General features: G+C 65.8%; 15 protein-coding genes and 3 pseudogenes. 10 read left to right on the top strand and 8 right to left on the bottom strand.

The genetic code is table 11. The annotated features are described in order from the left end of the window. Position 1: 1 nt before the first annotated feature. Complete coding sequence (locus tag ABZT93_RS07835; RefSeq protein WP_356100526.1) at positions 2-1,177, bottom strand: alpha/beta fold hydrolase; 1,176 nt, start codon at positions 1,175-1,177, stop codon at positions 2-4. Positions 1,178-1,398: 221 nt separating this feature from the next. Here ABZT93_RS07835 and ABZT93_RS07830 point away from each other — a divergent pair, with 221 nt between their 5' ends. After that, positions 1,399-2,247: an MBL fold metallo-hydrolase gene (locus ABZT93_RS07830; protein WP_356100523.1), complete on the top strand. Its 849-nt coding sequence runs from the start codon at positions 1,399-1,401 to the stop codon at positions 2,245-2,247. Between the two features lie 35 nt (positions 2,248-2,282). Here ABZT93_RS07830 and ABZT93_RS07825 read toward each other — a convergent pair whose 3' ends face one another. Further along, on the bottom strand, positions 2,283-2,876 hold the full coding sequence (locus ABZT93_RS07825) for a CGNR zinc finger domain-containing protein (protein WP_356100520.1): 594 nt from the start codon (positions 2,874-2,876) through the stop codon (positions 2,283-2,285). Positions 2,877-3,090: 214 nt separating this feature from the next. Here ABZT93_RS07825 and ABZT93_RS07820 point away from each other — a divergent pair, with 214 nt between their 5' ends. Genes ABZT93_RS07820 through ABZT93_RS07810 form a run of 3 tightly spaced genes read left to right on the top strand, consistent with a single transcriptional unit; the run spans position 3,091 to position 5,670 of the window. Then, positions 3,091-3,834 (top strand): 3-oxoacid CoA-transferase subunit A, encoded by a 744-nt coding sequence (locus ABZT93_RS07820; RefSeq protein WP_356100518.1) that lies wholly within the window; start codon positions 3,091-3,093, stop codon positions 3,832-3,834. Further along, the gene (locus ABZT93_RS07815) at positions 3,831-4,502 is read left to right on the top strand and encodes a 3-oxoacid CoA-transferase subunit B (RefSeq protein WP_356100515.1); all 672 of its coding nucleotides are present in this window, start codon (positions 3,831-3,833) and stop codon (positions 4,500-4,502) included. The genes ABZT93_RS07820 and ABZT93_RS07815 overlap by 4 nt, the downstream gene beginning before the upstream one ends. A 1-nt stretch (position 4,503) precedes the next feature. Next, on the top strand, positions 4,504-5,670 hold the full coding sequence (locus ABZT93_RS07810) for a thiolase family protein (protein ID WP_356100512.1): 1,167 nt from the start codon (positions 4,504-4,506) through the stop codon (positions 5,668-5,670). A 209-nt stretch (positions 5,671-5,879) separates the two neighbouring features. Here ABZT93_RS07810 and ABZT93_RS07805 read toward each other — a convergent pair. The 5 genes and pseudogenes from ABZT93_RS07805 to ABZT93_RS07785 all read right to left on the bottom strand — a co-directional run. Beyond that, a pseudogene (locus ABZT93_RS07805) lies at positions 5,880-6,065 on the bottom strand (winged helix-turn-helix domain-containing protein); the annotation flags it as partial. 181 nt (positions 6,066-6,246) lie between these two features. Beyond that, complete coding sequence (locus ABZT93_RS07800; RefSeq protein WP_356100509.1) at positions 6,247-8,811, bottom strand: TniQ family protein; 2,565 nt, start codon at positions 8,809-8,811, stop codon at positions 6,247-6,249. Beyond that, positions 8,812-9,810, bottom strand: a complete 999-nt coding sequence (locus ABZT93_RS07795; RefSeq protein ID WP_356100506.1) for an AAA family ATPase — start codon at positions 9,808-9,810, stop codon at positions 8,812-8,814. Positions 9,811-9,938: 128 nt separating this feature from the next. After that, complete coding sequence (locus ABZT93_RS07790) at positions 9,939-12,128, bottom strand: integrase (protein ID WP_356100503.1); 2,190 nt, start codon at positions 12,126-12,128, stop codon at positions 9,939-9,941. Then, the gene (locus tag ABZT93_RS07785; RefSeq protein ID WP_356100500.1) at positions 12,125-12,886 is read right to left on the bottom strand and encodes a TnsA-like heteromeric transposase endonuclease subunit; all 762 of its coding nucleotides are present in this window, start codon (positions 12,884-12,886) and stop codon (positions 12,125-12,127) included. Before ABZT93_RS07785 ends, ABZT93_RS07790 begins: the two co-directional genes overlap by 4 nt. A gap of 278 nt (positions 12,887-13,164) precedes the next feature. On the opposite strand from ABZT93_RS07785, the pseudogene ABZT93_RS07780 reads away from it, so the two are divergent. The 5 genes and pseudogenes from ABZT93_RS07780 to ABZT93_RS07760 form a co-directional block, all read left to right on the top strand. Then, positions 13,165-14,970, top strand: a pseudogene (locus ABZT93_RS07780) (DNA polymerase III subunit alpha); the annotation flags it as partial. Further along, a complete protein-coding gene (locus ABZT93_RS07775) occupies positions 14,967-15,947 on the top strand; it encodes an ImpB/MucB/SamB family protein (RefSeq protein ID WP_356100497.1) in 981 nt (326 codons plus the stop codon). The pseudogene ABZT93_RS07780 and the gene ABZT93_RS07775, both read left to right, overlap by 4 nt. A gap of 533 nt (positions 15,948-16,480) precedes the next feature. Further along, on the top strand, positions 16,481-16,918 hold the full coding sequence (locus tag ABZT93_RS07770) for a VOC family protein (protein ID WP_356100495.1): 438 nt from the start codon (positions 16,481-16,483) through the stop codon (positions 16,916-16,918). A gap of 716 nt (positions 16,919-17,634) precedes the next feature. Then, positions 17,635-18,302: pseudogene (locus ABZT93_RS07765) on the top strand (DNA polymerase III subunit alpha); the annotation flags it as partial. Beyond that, positions 18,299-19,267 (top strand): hypothetical protein, encoded by a 969-nt coding sequence (locus ABZT93_RS07760; protein ID WP_356100492.1) that lies wholly within the window; start codon positions 18,299-18,301, stop codon positions 19,265-19,267. The pseudogene ABZT93_RS07765 and the gene ABZT93_RS07760, both read left to right, overlap by 4 nt. Before the next feature lies 1 nt (position 19,268). Here the strand turns inward: ABZT93_RS07760 and ABZT93_RS07755 are convergent, their stop codons facing one another. Beyond that, positions 19,269-19,643 (bottom strand): cupin domain-containing protein, encoded by a 375-nt coding sequence (locus ABZT93_RS07755; RefSeq protein ID WP_356100489.1) that lies wholly within the window; start codon positions 19,641-19,643, stop codon positions 19,269-19,271. A gap of 94 nt (positions 19,644-19,737) precedes the next feature. On the opposite strand from ABZT93_RS07755, the gene ABZT93_RS07750 reads away from it, so the two are divergent. Then, the gene (locus ABZT93_RS07750) at positions 19,738-20,181 is read left to right on the top strand and encodes a MarR family winged helix-turn-helix transcriptional regulator (protein ID WP_329290333.1); all 444 of its coding nucleotides are present in this window, start codon (positions 19,738-19,740) and stop codon (positions 20,179-20,181) included. Positions 20,182-20,236: the final 55 nt, after the last annotated feature.

Raw genomic sequence — 20,236 nt, 5'->3', positions numbered from 1 at the left:
GTCACTTGCCTTCCGTGAAGTCGAAGTACTCGGCGGGGACGAGGCCGGCCTCGACGAGGGGGCCCCCGACCTTCGCGTTGATCTGCAGAACGGCGCCGATGGGCCGGTGGTGGATGGCGATCTCCGTGATGAGCCCCTCGTCATCACGCGTGAGGATCGTGATCCCCTTCATCTGGAAGCCACCGAACGCGGCGGCCTCCCACTCCAGATACGTCCGCGGGCCGTCCTGCGCCTTCCGGACGAACTCGAGCCGTTCGTACACGGAGCTCACCGCGGTCATGAGGGCCTCGACGTGCTCCTTGCGCTCGACCGGCTTGGCGAGCGCGCTCGCCTCCATTCGCACGTTCGGCGAGAGCGCCGCCGCGAAGGAGTCCTGGGTGCGCTGCTCGAACGCGGCTGTCCAGGCCGTGGCGGGGCGGCTGTCGGCCGCGTTGGACGCGGTCTCCTCGACGACCGAGGTGATGACGGCGGCGACCGCCGCCGGGTTCTCTGCGTGCGCCCAGTGGCCCGCGTCGACGATCGTCTGTGCGGCGGCGTCGGGGAAGCGGGGCACGACGTACGCGGAGACGATCTCTTCCGTGACGAAGGGGTCGTTCTCGCCGCGCAGGACGGTGACGCTCCCGGTGTACTTGCTGGGCTGCTGCCCGTCCGGGTGGCCGTTGTTCCACGCAGTCGCCGTATCGGCGATCGTCGACGGGTCGACGTGCAGCGCCACTTGGGCGAGCCGGTCGTTCTCCTCGGCCGGGAACGCGGTGGCGAGCGAGGCGCGGAAGGCGCGCTGAGCGTCGAGTCCGAGATCCGGTGCCTGGAAGGCGGCGATCTGCTCCGGGGGCAGGTGAGTGCCGGCCAGCGGGATCGGATTGACCAGCACGAGCGAGCGCACCTGCTCGGCCAGGCGGGCGGCGACGAGCTCGGCGATCTGGCTTCCCATGCTGTGGCCGACGAGTACGACAGGGCCCTCCGTCGTGCGTACGACGGTCTCGAGGTCGTCGGCCCAGCGGGCGAGCGTGAACGGCCCTCGATCCGAGGCGCGCGTACCCATGCCGGCGAGCTCGAACGCGATCGAGGGGACCGACCGCTCGTCGAGGACGGCTCGGACGCTGTTCCAGATGGCGCCGTCGTCCAGGTATCCGTGGACGAGCACCGCGGTCGGCGTCTGCGTCGCTGGGCTGTTCATCTCGTGTCTCCTTTGACGATCGCTCTGTTGCGGCGACGAATCGGAGCCAGTGGCTCTCGGGATTTCTCGGTCGACGCGAGCCCTATGACGTAAGCATAGGGTCTATGCTTGCGTCAACGTCATCGCTCTGTGATCGACGGAACGAGGCCCGGCCCCCGCCGGCGCCCCCCGCGCTCCGGCCGGAGTGGGAGCGACCATCAGAGAATCCGAGGAGTCCACCAATGACGTCGAACGCCTTGACCTACGCGGTTCACATCGCGGACGGCATGCCGACCACCAACGCGGACGTGCCGCCCGATCAGAGCGAGCGCTCCTGGTCGCCGACGTCGAGCATCCTCATCTCGAACGGGGGAGAGGCGCTGCTGGTGGATCCGCTGTTCACGATCGCGCAGTCGGAGGGCCTGCTGCGGTGGCTCGGCGAGCGTGGTGCTCCGGTGACTAGCGTGTACGTCACGCACGGCCACGGGGACCACTGGTTCGGTCTCGGAGCCGTTCTGGAGCAGTACCCCGCAGCGCGCGCCTTCGCGCTGCCCGAGGTCGTCGAGGACATGGCCTACCAGTCCTCGCCCGAGGTCCTCAAGGCGGCCTGGCGCGCATGGTTCCCTGAGCAGATCCCCGAGCGACTGGTGCTCGCCGAACCGCTGGAGGGCGACGTCCTGACCGTGGGCGGGGCGGAGGTCCGCCCGGTCCGTCTGGGGCACACCGACAGCGACAACACCACCTGCCTGCACGTTCCCGACCTGGGCCTGGTCGTCGCGGGCGACGTGATCTACAACAACGTCCACCTCATGCTCGCGGCCTCGGACGCGGACGGGCGGGACGAGTGGCTGAGGGCTCTCGACACGGTCGAGGCGCTGGCGCCGACCGCGATCGTCGCAGGGCACAAGGATCAGACCGCCGATGACGATCCCCGTCACGTCGAGGAGACCCGCCGCTACATCCTCGATTTCAACGCCGGGGTGCGTCGCACCGGCAGCACCCTCGAACTCTACGAGTACATGCTGGAGCGTCACCCGTCACGCATCAATCCCGGTGCGCTGTGGGGCTCCTGCCGGGCGGCGAAGGGCTGAGCAGACGGCCCGTCGGTCGGGTGGCCTGCGGCGCGCTACGCGCGCGCGGCCGCCCGACGCTGCCGCGACGCCCGGAGGTTCACGGCGTTGCCGCAGATGCGCACGTCATGCCATGCGCCGTTGTTGGGGTTCGTGCCGTCATAGAAGGCAACCGAGCAGACCCGGTTACGGCACATCTTCAAACGACGCCACGTACCCGTCAGTTGGGCGTTCGTGATCTCGTTGAGCACGGCCGCGACGACCCACGCGACGTCCTTGCCGCGCGGCGCCACCGAGAAGACACCATCGGCGTCGATCCGCACCTCGAGCGCGCCGCTCACCCCCTTCGGTGCGGATCGGACCGGAGCATCGCGCACTGCACCCGAGACGGTCATCTGCAGCGACGCGCGTAGCTGCTGAAGCCGCACCATCCCCGGTTCGTCGACCTCGATGGCCGGCGCCTCCGCTCCGGTATGCCGACTCCACTCGGCCAGCGCGCCGGAGAGCCACGACGTGGCGGATTCCGGGGTCGAGAGCAGGTCCTCGAGTGCGGGCTTGCCGGCGGCGCGGGTGTTCAAGACCTCCTGGACGAGGATGAGCGGTCCGGTGGCGATGCGGTCCGTGTAGCGTGCGCTCGCGAGATCAGACATAGGCATAGCTTATTAGCTCCAGTCTTCATTGGCGAGGAGAGCGGGATCGCCGCCCTGTCGTCGAGCCCTCCGAGGCATCCATGATGTGGTATGACATAAGCATAAAGGCTATGCCTATGTCGGGTGGTGTCGATCGTTGTGCACCGTCACCCCGCGGGCCGGCCAAGTGAAATCGCTGGAGAGGTCGCGCGATGCCCGAACGCGTGGAGGAACAATGATCGACAAGACCGTCGAGGACGCCGCAGCCGCCGTCTCAGGGATCCGCGACGGCGCCACCGTGATGATCGGTGGGTTCGGCCGCGCGGGCCAGCCGGTGGAGCTGATCGACGCGCTCATCGCACACGGAGCACGCGACCTCACCGTCGTCAACAACAACGCAGGCAACGGCGACACGGGACTTGCCGCGCTCCTGGCGGCGCGAAGAGTACGAAAGATCATCTGCTCGTTCCCGCGGCAGAGCGACTCGTGGGTGTTCGACGGTCTCTACCGCGCGGGAGAGATCGAGCTGGAGCTCGTGCCACAGGGGAATCTCGCCGAACGCATCCGCGCCGCGGGCGCGGGTATCGGCGCGTTCTTCTCGCCGACGGGCGTCGGCACCCAGCTCGCGGAGGGCAAGGAGGTGCGCACGATCGACGGCCGCGACTATGTGCTCGAGTACCCGATCCGAGCCGATGTCGCCTTGATCAGCGCTCTGCGGGCCGACCGTTGGGGCAACCTGGTCTACCGCGAGACCGCCCGCAACTTCGGCCCGATCATGGCGGCCGCGGCGGCTACCACGATCGCCCAGGTCGACCGGATCGTGCCGCTCGGCGACATCGACCCCGAGACCGTCGTGACCCCCGGCATCTTCATCGACCACGTCGTCGCGGTGGGAGAACGCCACTGGCTCGACGAAGGCGTGTTCATCGGCGGAGTCGACGTCGAGGGGAACCCGCTGGCACAGGAGGAGAGCCGATGAGCACTCGCATCAGCCGCACCGACCTCGCTCGTCTCATCGCGGCCGACATCCCCGAGGGAGCGGTCGTGAACCTCGGCATAGGCGCCCCCACCCTTGTCGCCAACTACCTGCCCCACGACACCGAGGTCGTCCTGCACACCGAGAACGGAATGCTCGGCATGGGCCCCGCACCCGAGCCCGGCACCGTCGACCCCGACCTGATCAACGCCGGCAAGCAGCCCGTCACCGCACTGCCGGGCTCGGCGTATTTCCACCACGCCGACTCCTTCGCCATGATGCGCGGCGGTCACCTGGACGTGTGCGTCCTCGGCGCGTTCCAGGTGTCGGAAACCGGCGATCTCGCGAACTGGTCGACCGGCGAGAACGGCGCGATTCCCGCCGTCGGCGGAGCGATGGACCTCGCGATCGGCGCGAAGTCGGTCTACGTGATGACCGACCTGCTCACCAAGCAGGGCACGCCGAAACTCGTCGCCGCCTGCACCTACCCGCTGACCGGAGTCGGCTGCGTGACCCGCGTCTACACCGATCACGCGGTGTTCGACGTCACGCCCGACGGACTGCGCGTGCGCGAGACGTTCGGCGACAACACCGTGGCCTCCCTGGCCGCCCTGACCGGCCTCGACCTCACCCACGTCACCGACGCTGCGGCACCCCTGGAAGGTAACTGACATGCCCGCGAGCTTCGTCTACGACGCCGTCCGCACCCCCTTCGGACGGTACGGCAAGGCCCTCGCCGACGTGCGCCCCGACGACCTCGCCGCGATCGTCATGCGCGCGACCGTCGAGCGCACCGGCCTGGATCCCGCGCGCATCGACGACGTGATCTTCGGCGATGCGAACCAGGCAGGCGAGGACAACCGCGACGTCGCACGCTTCGGCGCGCTGCTCGCCGGCTTCCCCACCTCGGTCACGGGCGTCACGGTCAACCGCCTGTGCGGGTCCTCGGTCGAGGCCGTCATCCAGGCGTCACGAGCCGTCGAGGCAGGAGACGCCGACATCGTGCTCGCGGGCGGCGTGGAGTCGATGAGCCGCGCGCCGTACGTCGTCGAGAAGAGCGCAAGGGCCTTCCCGGCGGGCAACCAGACGATGTGGAACACGTCGATCGGATGGCGCATGGTCAACCCCCGCCTGCCGGAGGAATGGACGATCTCCAACGGCGAGAGTGCCGAGAAGCTCGCCGAAATCCACCGGATCTCCCGTGAGGAGCAGGACGCGTTCGCAGCGCGCAGCCATCGCCTGGCCGCCCGCGCATGGGCGGGCGGCGTCTTCGACCACGAGATCGTCCAGGTCGACGGCCACCACCTCGCCCGCGACGAAAGCATCCGCGACGAATCCACGGTGGAAGTTCTCGCCAGCTTGCGCCCGGCATTCGCCGCCAACGGCACGGTGACCGCCGGGAACTCGTCGCCCATCAACGACGGCGCCTCCGCCGTGCTCGTCGCCCGTGAAGGTGCGCTCGACGGCGAACCCCTCGCCCGCATCGCCGGCCGCGCGGCCTTCGGCAACGACCCCGACGTCTTCGGAGTCGCTCCCGTCGAGGCGGCCAACCGCGCACTCGCCCGTGCCGGGCGCACGTGGACCGACGTCGACCTGGTCGAGCTGAACGAAGCCTTCGCGGCGCAGTCCCTCGCCTGTCTGCGGCTGTGGAGCGACCTCGACCCGCGGAAGGTGAACGCGCACGGAGGCGCCATCGCGATGGGGCACCCGCTCGGAGCGTCCGGAGGACGCATCATCGGTCGCGCGGCCCACGAACTCGCTCGCCGGGGTGGTGGCATCGCCGTCGTGGCCATCTGCATCGGCGTCGGCCAAGGTCTCGCTGTCGTGCTCGAGAGGTGAAGGGCGGCCGAGCCGCGGGCCGGAGCCGGTCGCAGCGCCTTTGCACCGAGCGATAGACGGCGGCGACACCAGCTATCCCGTCGGCACCGCTCCCGCCCTCCCCGGCATCACCCGGATCAGGCTGCTCTCTGCTCCACCTCCCTGCTACGACAGGTCGGCGGCGACGGTCTCTCACCTCCACACGAAACACAGCGCCTCACGGCGCAACTCGAAGACGATCCACGCATCGAGCGCCGCCGCGGTCCTTCCACCTGCGGCCATGTCTCCTTCACCCAGCCGGTGACCTTCTCCTCGTCGCGTTCGACGGCCCGCCTGGCCGGCACCTGGCAGGAGAACCCGTGCCGGATCAGCAGCTTGCGTACGCCCTATAGGGTGTAGCACTTGTGGAAGCGCCGCGATCACCGAATTCGGCTCGCCCAGAGCGAACCGCTCAGCGGTCATCAGCCGAATGCCCTCGCGGAACTCGCGGCGCTCGTCCCGCTCTGCGTGTACCTCATGTCAACGGCATACCGCGAGGATCAAGCCCTGTCACCCGCAACGACAACCCGAGTTCAAGCTCAGTAACTGTTCGATAGATCAGGTTAGTTTGCTATTGGTCCGTTGGTCGAGAAGGGCAAGTAGTCGCTTTGCTTCAGCGATAAAAGTTGCTCCGTCTGGGGTCGCATTGAGGGGCTTTGTGGGCGTGATGATCGCGAAACCTGCAGCGTTTTCGACCTGGACAAGCTGGTAGCGGATGCTGCTGCTGGGGATACCAAGAGACCGACATGCCGCGGCGATGTCATGATGGCCCGGGAGCCGGACGATGTTGCGCAGTCTTTGGGCGTGGTTTCTCAGCTCACTGACAGCAATCATGGCGGGCGACATTTTTACACCGAGGCGTACAAACGGGCTGCAGACCGCGAAGAGCGGTCGGGTTGGGATTTCGGCTTGTCTGAGCAGTTGTGAAACGTAAGCATTGTGGCAGTCAATCTCATTTGCGATTTCCTTTGTGGTTCTTCCCAGATCTGTATAGTGGCGCCTCAGCCAGTCTGTCGTCACCAATGTCCCATCGGCTGCCCGCAGAGGTTCCTTCCTGCGGCGTCGGGGGATGCCTGCTTGCTCTAGGTGTAATCCGATGGTTGAGGAGCTGCAGCCGACGAGGGCGGCGATCTGAGGAGTCGACTTACGTTCGGATACGTACAGCTGAAGCAGTTCTTCCGGCGTCAGACGCCGCCACTGCGACGTCCGGTGATTCTGCGACTGGATCTTCCGGCGAACCCTTCTTGGTCGTTCTGAAGGCACGGGCAAGTCTGCGGGGGTTGCATATTCAATGTAGAGGCGGAACTTGTCGTCGCTGATACCAACGGCCTGAGAGACATCGTCAATGGGTAGGCGCAATGCCAGCTGTTCAGCGACTTCTTCCCGATCGATGTCTTCCGGAGGCAAGCCGGGCCAAGGCAACGTCGGGAGCCACGCTTGCGGAGGTTCCCATTGAAGTGGTTCATGGATTCCATGGGCTTGAAGGTTGGCTTCGGCTTGTTGGTATGCGAGTGCTCGGAGTTCACTGTCAACCAGGTGAGAGTTTTGCATGTGCCACGCCTGGCTACGCGACGAAGATCCAGGCTCTGCTCCGAGAAGGAGGCTTTTGACGTACCAAAGTAGCTGCTCGAATAGGGTTTCGTTGTACAGGCGTCGATTCTGGCGGCAGTACGTGCGAAATGCCTTTGAGTCGAGCGTGACCTCTCCTTCGGAAAATAGGACACGACGGCGGTGGTAGTTGATCGGTGAGTCTTGAACATCTAAGACACGTCCGAGTTGAACGAGGGTTGTGGTCAGGACGGTGCAGTCCTGCTCGCTGACAATCGCCGTGAGGGCTTTCCAGCTAGTCACTGGCAGATTGTTGCCGAGTAGTTTCGCGGCCTGTTGATAAGTTAATTGGGTGGCCGGCAGCAGCAAGAGAGCCGCGGCAGCACGGCGGAAACCCGCCAGTTGGTGCCCAGTTGACGCACCTTGGAGGACACGCATGGTCCATCCGGGCCAGAGCATGGATGGTGTGCGCGAGGCTCGGCGCCGAACCTCTTGCTGGCCGAGTGTGGGCCAGGTGGGAGCCGACGTGGTGGTGCCGTACCGGATTCGGGTAACCCACGACACTTTTTCGTCGACGCTTACGAGGGCACGCGTGGCCAGCCGAGGCCCTGCCTCTTGGTATAAAGCGTGCGCCCAAGTGATGGGGTATGAGGCTTTGGTGCGTGACGATGCGTTGGCGTGCATCAGCCATGGGAAGATCGCATCATATTCGGATGAGTTGTTGTTCAGGACTGTGACTGCAATGCCGGAGCCGACCGCCATGCTGTGGGGGTCACTTCCTTGTCGTTGCCGCCCTGCCGTGGTTGGCAGAGCATCTCCACACTCGGCGAGAACCTCATGTACGAGGGCTGGTGCCGTACTTGCGTGTGATGGAAGGGCACGGAGTACGCGTTGAGCGATGATGCTGATCTCTCTCGTGTGCTGGCGGACATCGGAAAGTTCCCGTGTCGGGCCTAACACCGTTGAGTTGATGTGTTTCTGCCCACGCATCACGCGACCATCCGGGTCGAGTTCCACGCACGAGGCGTAGGAGAGCGGAAACCCGCAGCGAGTGTCACCGGTGCCTTCGATGCAGATACCGGGCTGGGTTCGAATACGGCGTTTGTTGATGTAAGGGAAGTTTCCACAGTTGGGGCAACGGTCAAGGAGGAGTTTGTCGTGGCGGGGGCAGGCGTAGCTCCATGGCAGACGCCACGAGAGTTGCCAGCGCCCCTCTGTTTCTCGCAGGCAGGGCGGGCAGAAGCGGCTGTACCTGCCGGTATGTTGCAGTGTGGGCGGAAGACCAAACTTGCGGGTGGCGAGATCCAGATTGATGACCAGGCCGTTCCAGGGCTCAAGGGTCATGGCGGTCAGGTCGACCGGGCTGACGCCTGTTCGGCTGGCCAGGGCTTCCCGTTCATGGCTGGTCAGTGCCCGCACCATGAAGTCGAAGCTCGCAGTGCCCAGTTCGAAGTATTTGATGAGGTCTGCCTCTGCAGCGTTCAGACGTCGCGCGTAGGCGGCCAGCCAACTGTCCAGGGCTTCGCCGGGAACGGGGGGAAGCCAGATAGGGATGCGATCCGGACTCCAACTCATTCAGGCCGTCTTTCGAGGAGCGGAGGGCTGAGGCCTCGCGGTCAGCAGGCCAGCTTCGATGGCCGCGGCCAACTCCAGGCGAGCCTCCTCGGCTGCAGCGTCATTCTTGACCTTCTTCATCAGCTCGACATCAAGCTGCTCATGCCCGCTGCGGATCGCGCGGTAGCAGCCGCGGTTGATCAGGGCCATGAGGGAAGCGAAGTGGCCACTCGAACGGGCATAGAGATCGTCCGCGAGATCGTCAGCGAGCATGCCGGGATATTTTTCTGCGAGCACGAGTTTTTTCTCGATCGTCAGTAGTAGTTGGCGAAACTGGGCGCGACCTGCCTCGTCCTCCACCTGGAAGGGATGCAACGTCAGCGAGGTGGTCCGGCGCCCGAACTGGGCACGGAGTGCCTCGGACAGAGACCGTCCCTCGCTCAAGATGCCTCGCGCTTGAACTCCCACGCCGACGTAGACCAGGGTCACCGGGAAGGTGTTGGAGAGGAACTTCAACTGGTTGACCATCCGCGTAGGGCTGGAGTTGGGCGATGCCAAGAAGTGGATGTCATCGATGATGAACACAGATGTCTTCAGGCTCAGCACAGCGTCGACAGCCCGCGCCGCCAAGGTATCCGCGTCTCCTGAAGTGGGCAGGGAAAAGAAGCGGCAGATTGCTGCGTTGAGGCCGCGGATCTGAGTATTGCCAGTCAGCGCGATGTAGGCGACTGGCACGCGACGGTGGCCGCCTGGCGTGGTCTCTCCGCGTATGGCGACCTGCTCGATGTGGAAGTCGCGGCCGAACTCCCGCACAGCGGTGCTCTTGCCGATGCCGGGATAGGCGTCGAGCAGTGCTGCTGGCTTCGCTTTGTCTCCGTCCTGTCGATTCGAGTTGACGATTTCGAACAGATCTTGGTGAAGGTTCAGGAGTTGCTGGGTCTTGATCGGGCCGATGTTCGCGTGCCAGACATGGCGATCGTCGTTGTAGCGAAGCAGTTCGGCCGAAGACAGGGACAGCATTTGTCTACGCGACAAGTGGGGTGGCTGCGATCGCCCGGGTCCATTTACGATTTCCAACCACCCATCAAGGCGGGTAGGGGAATACTGGCGATCGCCGCCCTCAAAAATCAGTGAATTGGCTGATGTCTTCAACGGCTGTCCAAGACATCGGCATAGAATGCATCCTCGTCGATTTCGTCGACTCCCATTTCCTCACCGGGGAAGGTGGCTTCGCACTCGTCGTCCGCATCGTCGTCTCCGCCCAGCCCCACATCTGGATCAGGGACGACTTGCGGCTCCTGCGTCGCTCCCGGGACCTCATCTGGAACTCGGCCGGAGGGATCGCTCATTGCACGGATTCGACCGACCGTCGGCAGGCTACTGACCTCGTCGTCGGGTTCGTCGTCACCGATGATGCGGAACCGCTGCTGCGACAGCCGGATAGCCATGCGGCGCTCCGCGCGATCTGCCGTCAACCCCACTCCCCAGCGCTCGAGTAGTTCGACCAGGGCACGCCGGGTGTCGGGAAAGCGGTGCGTCTTCGCGGCGATTTTGCGAGCGTACTGCAGGGCTTCCAGGCTGGCAGGACCGTTCAATGCCGGTGCGTGTTCCCAGTCCAATGAGTGCCATTCAAGTGTCTTTGGATGTTGGAAGTAGACCTTCCTAATGTCGTCGCGGTCCACAGAAATCGGCCACTTACCGGCATGCTGGCCCTGATAGGGACTGGTCTGGTTATAAAACCCTTCCAATGCTGGGCCGTCGTACACCAGGGTGTTGACCTGGACTCCATAGTGCTGGATCGTGCACCACTCTTCCTCTAGTAATTCGAGGGCAAGTCCCGGGCGCGAGGGAATGCGCAGCGGACCAGCACGCATGATGCCGTGCTCGTACATCTCCAGCGGGCTCAGTTTCAGCCCAGGAATCTCCGGGATCTTCAATCCTCGGTGGTGACGGCGATGATAGATCAGTGTGATCCACTCTCGGATTACGGCTTCAAGCTCGTCCACGAAGAAGTAGGCCTCTTCCTCCACCTTTTCGCCGCGGCTGTAGACGTCGGGCCCCTTGTATCCGGGCAAGGCTGCCAACAGTCCCTCATTGAGGGTGCGAAACCAGCGCTCGACCGGCTTGTCGGTCGGGGTATGCGGACGGGCCGGCTGCAGGGTGATATCCAGCTTGGCGCACACGCTCTCGATATGGTTGGACACGTAGATGGCGCCGTGGTCGTACACGATCGCTTCAGCCGCGACACTGGGCAGCAGGCGGTTACCCTCGGCATCCACAAGCTTTTCGGCGTCCAGCACTACCGCGGAAGGCACCCCGCAATAGGGCAGTGTTTCATTCGCAGAGCCGCTCTTGGCTGGTCCGCGTGAGCGGATGGTTTCGTACAGTACCCCGGCGACATCGACGGACTTCGTCGACACGGGAGTCACACGCAGTCCGCAGATGCAGCGGCTGTAAAGATCCATCGCCACCGTAAGCTCGCACCTCACGCATCGGCAGGTGATGGGTTCCATGGCGAACACATCGAGACTGTTGGTGTCGAGGATGACGTACTCGCCCGGTCGTGTGGCCCGCAGTTTTCCGTATACCCCTTGTGGCCTCTGCGCGATGGAGCGCTTTCCCTTGGTGCTGCCGTCGAAGGCGTTCGTCCCCCGGGCAAGTTCCCTCAGAAGATCGTAGGCGGTGCTGCGTTTCGGAATCTTTACCGAGTTTCGACCGTGCTTATTGGTCAGGCGTTCCTCGATCTCGATCAGGATGAGATTCTTCACGGGGCGGCTTTCCTTTTCCCGCTCTTTGAGGACGGTGCGGGCCAAATCCAGCCAACGAGGGTCGACTCGATCGAGGATGTGGGTGGCTCGGCCCCTGCTCACCAGACCGGCGGGGCCCTCTTCTTTGACCTTGGCCACCCATCGGCGCACGGTGGCGGGGTCCACTCCGAGTTCTCGTGCTTTGGCCTCATAGCGACGCATCAAGGGGACGCCGGGCGCGTAATCCGGGCGAGGCTCGCCGGCGAGAGCCAACTCGGGCGAGCCCAACTTGTAGCTGAAACGCACCTCCTGAACATGCTGGTAGCGGACCGTGACTTCTTCGTCCTCCTCCCCACAAAGGCTGCCAAAGAGTGCGGCCGTGCCTGATTGCTGCGGCGGAGCGGGAACCAGGAACTCAGTTGATGGATGGCTGAGAAGCAAGGCGAGGTCCACCTGGCGCCACTGCGGCCGGCTGTCCAGACCTGCGTGTTGCAACAGAACGCGGCGTCCGTCGAGCTCGGCGATGGTGCACTGCTGGCCGTCGTAGACCAACGGCAGCCCGATCCGAAGCGACGTTGTCCATCCGGTCACCGAGACCTCCGTAGAATCCACTCGCCAGACAGAGGCAGGGTCAAGTCCGTGCTCAGCCGTCCTGCCCACACCAGAGACAGGATCGGGGGACGGGCTTCGTGGAGCTCCCGATCGAGTGCCTTGGCCAGCCGGTGCTCAGCCGATGCCAGTTGCTCACCGTCCTGCACCGTTTCCCACGCCAGGTCGATCTCTTCGGTGGGAACTACGCCGGGCCGTCGGTATGCGGCAAGGAACCGAACGTTCTTCAAGAGGGCGGGATCGTCGCCCGACCAAACTTCATACGCCCATCCATGTTGCCGGATGAGCTCACCAGGCCAGGCAAGAGCTTGTGCGATCTTGGGATCGGCAAGCAGCTCTGCTGGTTTGACATTGACGACCTGGACCGTGCCTGAGCCGGTGATTAGCAGGAAGTCAGGTACATGGTGACGCGTCTTACCGTCGACGCGGGCGACCACCCGACAGGGTTGCGCATAAATGTGTCGCACCTGCGGGTCGAAATCGGCCAGCAGCAGCCGTGCCAGCTCAAGTTGACTCTCATACACCACGTGCCCGCCCGTGGTCATGGAGGCGTATTTCCCCGAGAAGTGATCCAGTCCCTTTACTGAGCGGACCCGCCGCCAGGGAACTGTCCCGTCGAAGTCCGCTAGTCGCAGCTCAGACAGGGGCAGTTCTCGAAGGGGATCTTTGTTGTCCTCATAGCGAATCCATACCGTCGGCGGCTGGTGAGCGAGGTGTGCTCGGCCTGTACTTGTCGTCATGGACCCCAAGGTAGGAGCGCCGCTGCAACCACAGCACACGAAGATCAAGATGGTGCGCGAGCTGTTCGATATGGTGTGCAATAAGTGCGCATGGTGATCTGGATTTGCGCATTGGGTGCGCAATGATCCTGGCTCTTGCGCACTAGTGATTGGAGGAGAAGCCGACGAGCGTCGTTCCCGTTGGGGGATTACTCTGCGTGTGCAGTGGGCGCAGTCTCTGGAAATGCGTAACCATTGCGCACTGAGCGCCGACATTGCGCATTAAGTTGTGGACCCTACAGCTGCCGGTGCAACCCACCCCACAGGGCGATTACCCCATGGCCATGGCCGCGAAGGAGGAGATCGAAGCGCTCGGCAACATCAAACTCGACGTCCTGGGCGTCCGGATGCAGTCCGCGATGGCCCACGCCGTCACCGAGATCGAACGCACCACCGGCCACCACATCGAGCTTGATGACCCCCAACAGGTGCCACTCGACGATGTCTTCGCCTTCAAGCTCATCCAGGACAGCCGGACCCTGGGTTTGTTCCAGCTGGAATCGCCTGGCCAACAAGATCTCTTGTCCCGGCTGCAGCCACGCGATCCGCAGGATGTCATCGCCGACATCAGCCTCTTTCGCCCCGGTCCGGTCGCCGGCGGCATGCCCGAGCGGTACATCGCCGCCCGCCACGGTGGTACGCCCTCGTACGCCCACCCGGACCTGAAGCCGGTGCTCGCCGACACCTACGGTGTGACCATCTGGCACGAGCAGATCATCGAGACCCTGCATGTGATGACCGGCTGCGACCGGGCTCTCGGGGAGATCGCGCGGCGGGCGCTGGGCGACAAGGAGCGGTTGCCGAAGGTCAGGGACTGGTTCCATGCCCTGGCGCGCGAGCGTGGCTACAGCCAGGCCGTCCGGGACGAGGTCTGGAAGACCGTCGAGGCCTTCGGTGCGTACGGCTTCTGCCGTGCCCATGCGGTCGCCTTCGCCGTGCCTGCCTTGCAGAGCGCCTGGCTCAAGGCGCACTATCCGGCGTTCCTGCTGGCCGGCCTGCTCGAACACGACCCCGGGATGTGGCCCAAGCGTGTCCTGGTCGCCGACGCCCGTCGGGGTGGCGTGCAGGTCCTGCCGGTCGACATCAACCACTCCCAGGTGAAGCACACCGTGGAGAAGACCGACGGAGACCAGTGGGGCGTTCGGCTCGCACTGTCGGCGGTGCATGGCATCAGTGAAGCGGAGTGCAGGCGAATAGAAGAAGGGCAGCCATACGGATCACTGTCGGACTTCTGGCAGCGGGCCCGTCCCAGCAGACCGGTCGCCGAACGCCTCGCCGAGATCGGCGCCCTGGGCTGCCTGCACGACGGCCGCCTCACCCGACGTGATCTCCTGCTCCAGATAACGGAGTTGCACCGGCAGTCCCGTACCCGCTCCGCGCATGAGGGCCAACTGCCCATCGACGCGGGCGCCGTCGGCGGAGCCGATCCGAGCGGCCTGCCGGAGATGACCGGACGTGAAGCCCTCAGTGCCGAGTTGAGCACCCTCGGCATCGACGTCTCCAAGCACCTGATGGAGCACCACCACCGGCTGCTGCGTGAGATCGGTGCAACCGATGCCGCCCACCTCGCCGGGATGCGGGCCGGGCAGCAGGTCCTCGTTGCCGGCGTACGCGCCTCCACCCAGACCCCGCCGATCGCCAGTGGCAGGCGGATCATCTTCGTCACCCTGGAGGACGGCTCCGGCCTGGTCGACCTGGCCTTCTTCGAGGACTCCCATCCGGCCTGCGCGTACACCGTCTTTCACAGCGGACTGCTGCTGGTACGCGGAACCGTCCAGGTGCGCGGCACTCGCCGTACCGTCGTCGGCACCATGGCCTGGGACCTCGATGAGATCGCCGCCGCCCGCCGCGACAACGGTCCCGAGGCCGCGCTCGCCCGCCTGGGCGAAAGCCGTCCGCACCCGACCCCCGCCCAGTCGCAGCGCACCCTGGCCAACGGCACGACCGGCGCCCGCTTGCACCCGTACGCCGACCTTCAACCCGCCGGCACCCGCTCGGCCGACCTGAAGAAGTTCGGCCACCGCAGCCCCGGGAGCGCGGGATGACTACTCGGCAGCGCCACATCGCCCACCTCTACCTACACGCCGCCCTGACCGAGGATCAGTACGACGAAGTAATCGAACTGATGTCTGGCATTACGCCCCACGTCCAAGCCCTGCCTCCCAATGCCGTCCAACTCGACCTGACCTCGGCACTCAGATACTTCGACCTGTCTCCGTACGACATCACTCAGTTGGCGAAACTCAGACTGAAGGCTCTCTACGGCATCGACAGCAGCGCCGGGCTCGCCGGAAACCGCATGCTCGCGGCCATGGCGGCCGACGCGTCCGCGCCGGGCGACACCACCTGGGTTCCCGCCGCGCAGGTGGCTGACTGGCTGTATCCACGGCCGGTCACTGCGCTGCCAGGGGTCGGCCGCGCCATAGCGGACACGCTCAGCAGATACGGGCTGCACACCGTCGGGCAGGTCATCGACCTGCCCGCGGGAACTCTGCAGCGCCTTCTCGGCGTAAGCCCCGCCCGGCTGTTGGCCGAACGCGCCCGCGGTCACGATCCGCGCCCGGTCGCGACGTCGGAACCGGCAGAGCGCCTGATCGTCAACATCGTCCTCGACCGGGACTGCCTCGACCCGATGAAACACCATCAAGCAGTCCTGGGGCTCGCCGATGAACTCGGTCAACGCCTGCGTGGCGAACACCGGATCACAGGCCGGCTCACCCTCACCGTGCGGTACGCCGACCGCAGCTCTACCACGCGCACATGCCTGCTGTTGGAACCCACAAGCCACTCACCCGCCCTCACGACGTCCGCCCTGGGGCTGCTGAACGCATTCGGGTTGCAGCGGGCGAGAGTCCGCGCTTTCGCGATTCGCGCCGACAATCTGCTGCCGGCCGATGGCGCCTACCGCCAGCTCTCTCTGGATCCCGGCGCCGACCGCGCCCGCGCGGCCGAGGTTGCTGCTGACCGCGCCCGCCGACGCTTTGGGCCGCAAGCTGTGCGTCCGGCGACCCTGGCCGACTGACCGCTTGTCCTGAGAACCGCTGGTCCCTGACGAAGGAGAGTCAGCAACAACGGAAGACCACCGTCTCTGCCCGATCAATCAGCTCATGAAGGCATACCGAACAGGCCGACGTGCCAACCAGTTTGCGGGGCCTCGGCCCAGACGTCGTACTCCGCAGGTCCCCCTCCAAAAGGCTGAGGAAGACCCTCCCCGAGGCAGGCCAGTCCCCGGCACGCCGGATGGGAGAATGGAATAGCAAACACGCACTAGCAACATTCTCCTGTTGATGGTGCCCCGTTGCCCTGCGGAACGAGGCATGACTGAAAGGCCACCGAAGGTGTCTGCCTGGTCCATTGCCTGGAAAGCAAGTGGATGTGTGAGGGTGCGAGAACTGCTCGGTTCCGATCGAACTGGCGGATACTGATTCGCTCGGCCCCCAGGGTGATCGAATCCGTCTGATCAGCCCAACCATCAACTGGTACACGCCACTTGGCTGGAAAGGATCAGCATGATGGACCCGCCTGTCTCGTCGCGGCTTCACAGAAGGACTTGTCGTGCCCGAACTCGACCACACCATCGTTCACAGCTCCGACCGTTTCGCGGGTGCCCGCTTTATCGCTGATCTTCTGGAGGCGCCAGAACCCAAGGCGTTCGGACCCTTCGCCGTCGTTCGCCTCGGCAATGGAATTTCCCTGGACTACGCCGAGCACCTTGTCAGGGGCAAGGACTGGGTACCCGGCCACTATGCCTTCCGCGTCACCGAGGAAGAGTTCGATGCGATCTTCGCGAAGATCCAGGAGCGCGACCTGCCCTACTGGGCCGACCCACGGCACAGCAAGCCGCAGGAAATCAACCATCTGGCAGGCGGCCGCGGCGTCTACATCCATGACCCCGACGGCCACTACATGGAGTTTCTCACCGTCACCCACACCGATGAGTTCCTGACCAGTCTGACGATCCCCGGCTATGACGAGGAGACCGCCCGCTCCTGACGGGGCACCAGCCCGGGGGTTCCGAGCGGCGTGCGGGAACACCCGGGCCGAGGGGGGCCCAGTGCTGTTATAGCCATCGTTTTCCTGCGCCGGCATGCCCGCACCGCCCAGCGTGGTGGTCCCTCATGCGCTCAGAGGTGAGGACCACTCGCCCCCGCAGACCCCGTGCCCCCACCAACCGGTCTGCCTATGCGCCTGTTCGGATGCCTGCGCCCGTGCGACGCGCAGGGTCAGCCGGGCTCCTCCGCCCGCGGCGCAGCCGGTCGCGCTTGGCGTGATCGCATGCGTACTGCGGCGCGAACGTGTGCTGGACAGTGATGCCGCGCTCTTTGGTTACCTGTACCCCGCCGACGTCACCCCCGGCCACCTGCCGCCAACCGTGGAGTACCCGGCGCGATCCGCACCATCCCCGACACCCCTGCGGACATCGTCGCCGTCCCAGGCACATGGTGCAGGGGGGAACTGAGCGCGGCCAGGAGCCACTGAGGCCCGCTGTGTGAGTGCCGAGCGGCGGATGACACTGCACACGGCGATTCGGCTGACGGTTGCGGTGGTGGGGCCAGCACTCATGACGGGGATGAGCTGCCATATTCCATCTGAGGGATGAGGCGTTTGAGATAGGTGATCTCGTCTCAAAGGGCTTGGTCGCCGACTGTGGGCGGTCGAAGTGCGCGGAGGCATCTTCGATCACTTGGGCCGCGATCTCGCGGATGCCCAGGCGAGACCTGCAACTGCACCTGACCGAGCTGCACCGGGGCGCACGCGCCGGCCGCGGGGGGCCAACTCCCCTTGTCCGGCGGGCGGAAGACTGCCCCCGCCGGACTGCGCAATCTGATGGACGACCACCGGGAGTTCCTCGCGGAGTTGGGCGTGGTCAGCGCGCGACGGCTGCGCGAGGCGCGGCACGGCGAGGCCGTGCTGGTCGCGGGGGCCAAGGCGGCCACCCAGACACCGCCGATCCGGTCCGGCAAGCGGGTCATCTTCACCACCCTGGACGACGGCACAGGGCTGGTCGACCTCGCCTTCTTCGACGACTCCCACGACGCCTGCGGGCACACACCGTCTCCACTTCTGGCTGCTGCTGGTGCGCGGTGTCTTGCAGCGGCGCGGCCTGCCCAGCCTCAGCGTGGTGGGCGCGGCCGCCTGGAACCTCGCCGAACTGGTCGAACTGCGGGACGGGGAGGGCCTCGACACGGTGGCGGCGCGACTGGCGGAGCCGGTGCCGGCGAGATCCGGTGGCGAGGGCGACGATCCGACCGGCGGCCGGCGAATCCAAATGCCGACGGGATACGAACTGCATCCGTGGGCCGATCTGCGACTGGCGGGTCAAGAGGCTTCACGGGTACGGAAGTTGTGGCACCAGAGTCCGGGGAGTGCGGGATGACCATCCTCTGCGTACGTTTCCAGCTGCCGCCGACGCGGGAGGCGGCCCTGCCCGAACTGCTGGGTCTCCTGGAGGAGTTCACCCCGGTCGTCGAGGCGCTGCCACCGGACCGGGCACTGGCCGATCTGTGGGGCGCCGAACGCTACTTCAAGCGGGACGCCGTCGAACTGGCCTCGGTGATCCGGGTCCGCGCCCTCACCCTGCACGGCGTCGACTGCGCGATCGGCGCCGGACCCGGACCGATGCTGGCCCGCATGGCACTGAAGGACGCCCGCCCCGGGGTGACCCGCTCGGTTCCCGGGGACGCGGCGGCCGACTTCCTCGCAGGCCGCCCCGTCGCCGCGCTCCCCGGCGTCGGCACCGCGACCGCCCGCACCCTGTGCGAGTACGGTCTCGACACCCTGGGCCGGGTCGCCGCCGCGCCCCTGTCCACGCTCCAGCGTCTGGTCGGCGCCAAGGCCGGCCGCGAACTGCACGAGAAGGCCAACGGCGTGGACCGCGGCCGCGTGGTCCCGAACGGCGTCTCCCGTTCACTGGCCACCGAACGCCCCTTCACCCGCGACGAGTTGGAGCCCGACCGGCACCGTCGCGCCCTGCTTTCCGCCGCCGAGGAACTGGGCTCCCGGCTGCGCGCCCTCGACAAGGTCTGCCGCACCCTGACCCTCACCGTCCGCTACGCCGACCGCACCGCGACCACCCGCAGCCGCACCCTCGGCGAACCGACGGCCCACTCGGCGGCCCTCACCAGGGCTGCCTACGGCATGTACGAGGCCCTCGGCTTCCAGCGCGCCCGGGTCCGCTCGATCGCCCTGCGCGCGGAGGGCCTCGACCCCGCCGAGCAGGCCTCCCACCAGCTCACCTTCGACCCCACCGACGACAAGCTCCGCCGTATCGAGGAGGCCGCGGTCCGCGCCCGGCCGAGGTTCGGGCCGCTGGCGGTGCTGCCGGGGGCGCTGGCCGCGTAGCTCAGTTGGCCCACGGCGGAGTGATACGGGTGCCGTCCGCCAGCGTCGCCTCCAGGCCGATGGAGGTGGTGACCCAGGTGAGGGCGGTGTGGTCGGTGGGGTTCTCGACGGTGAAGGTCGCCCCGGGGGTGACGATCACGGTGTCGCCGGCGGTGATCCGCTGGGTGCTGTCGTCGAGCGTGATCAGAAGTTCACCGATGAGCAGATGGAAGATCTCCTCGCGGTTGACGGTGTGCGCCGGTGCCTTCGTGCCCGCGGGGATCTCGCCGCGCCAGGCGCAGAGCTCCTTGGCGCCGCTGAGGGGAGTGGCGTACGAGACGAAACGGGCGCCGTGAATCTCATGGGTGACGGCATCGGACGAGCGGACTACGGGCATGCGGGGCCTCCGGGGCAGATGGTCAAGCAGCTTGACTATATGACTTCATAGTCAAGCTGCTTGACCAATTCGTCAAGGGTGTTTCAATGCCTGAGTGCAGAACTCCGAAGCCCTCGCCCTGGCCGCCGCCCTGCTCGCCGCCGCTGGTGACCTGACCCAGCGCATCAACGACGGGGTGGTCGCCCGGGGTTTCGAGGCGCGTCCCGCCTGGGGCTTCGCGTTCGCGCGGCTCGCGCCGGACGGGGCCACGGTCACGGAGCTGGCCGCTCATCTCGGCGTGACAAAGCAGGCCGCGAGCCAGCTGGTGGACGAGATCGTGCGTAAGGGCTATGCCGAGCGGCGGCCGCATCCCGCGGACGCGCGGGCCCGGCTCGTCGTACTGACCGAGCGGGGGTGGGCCTGCACCCGTGCGGCGGAGGAGGCCGCCGCGGAGGCCGTTCGGGCGTGGACCGATGTACTCGGTGAGGGTGAAGTGCGCGCGTTGCGCGAGCGATTGGGGCGTATCGCTCCCTATGGTCCCATCAGGCCCGCCTGGTGACGGTTCATCAGTAGATGCATATGAACTGGTTAGCACTGGAAGTTTTTACTGACGC

Origin of the sequence: Streptomyces sp. NPDC005303, assembly GCF_040607335.1 — a bacterium.
Lineage (GTDB): Bacteria > Actinomycetota > Actinomycetes > Streptomycetales > Streptomycetaceae > Streptomyces.
This window is presented reverse-complemented; position numbering and strand designations above follow the sequence as displayed.

What these genes read in the sequence shown, in the direction of transcription:
- ABZT93_RS07775 (WP_356100497.1), top strand. Translation starts at nt 14,967, where the DNA reads ATGACTACTCGGCAGCGCCACATCGCCCACCTCTACCTACACGCCGCC.
- ABZT93_RS07830 (WP_356100523.1), top strand. Translation starts at nt 1,399, where the DNA reads ATGACGTCGAACGCCTTGACCTACGCGGTTCACATCGCGGACGGCATG.
- ABZT93_RS07760 (WP_356100492.1), top strand. Translation starts at nt 18,299, where the DNA reads ATGACCATCCTCTGCGTACGTTTCCAGCTGCCGCCGACGCGGGAGGCG.
- ABZT93_RS07755 (WP_356100489.1), bottom strand. Translation starts at nt 19,643, where the DNA reads ATGCCCGTAGTCCGCTCGTCCGATGCCGTCACCCATGAGATTCACGGC.
- ABZT93_RS07835 (WP_356100526.1), bottom strand. Translation starts at nt 1,177, where the DNA reads ATGAACAGCCCAGCGACGCAGACGCCGACCGCGGTGCTCGTCCACGGA.
- ABZT93_RS07810 (WP_356100512.1), top strand. Translation starts at nt 4,504, where the DNA reads ATGCCCGCGAGCTTCGTCTACGACGCCGTCCGCACCCCCTTCGGACGG.
- ABZT93_RS07820 (WP_356100518.1), top strand. Translation starts at nt 3,091, where the DNA reads ATGATCGACAAGACCGTCGAGGACGCCGCAGCCGCCGTCTCAGGGATC.
- ABZT93_RS07825 (WP_356100520.1), bottom strand. Translation starts at nt 2,876, where the DNA reads ATGTCTGATCTCGCGAGCGCACGCTACACGGACCGCATCGCCACCGGA.
- ABZT93_RS07785 (WP_356100500.1), bottom strand. Translation starts at nt 12,886, where the DNA reads ATGACGACAAGTACAGGCCGAGCACACCTCGCTCACCAGCCGCCGACG.
- ABZT93_RS07800 (WP_356100509.1), bottom strand. Translation starts at nt 8,811, where the DNA reads ATGAGTTGGAGTCCGGATCGCATCCCTATCTGGCTTCCCCCCGTTCCC.
- ABZT93_RS07815 (WP_356100515.1), top strand. Translation starts at nt 3,831, where the DNA reads ATGAGCACTCGCATCAGCCGCACCGACCTCGCTCGTCTCATCGCGGCC.
- ABZT93_RS07795 (WP_356100506.1), bottom strand. Translation starts at nt 9,810, where the DNA reads ATGCTGTCCCTGTCTTCGGCCGAACTGCTTCGCTACAACGACGATCGC.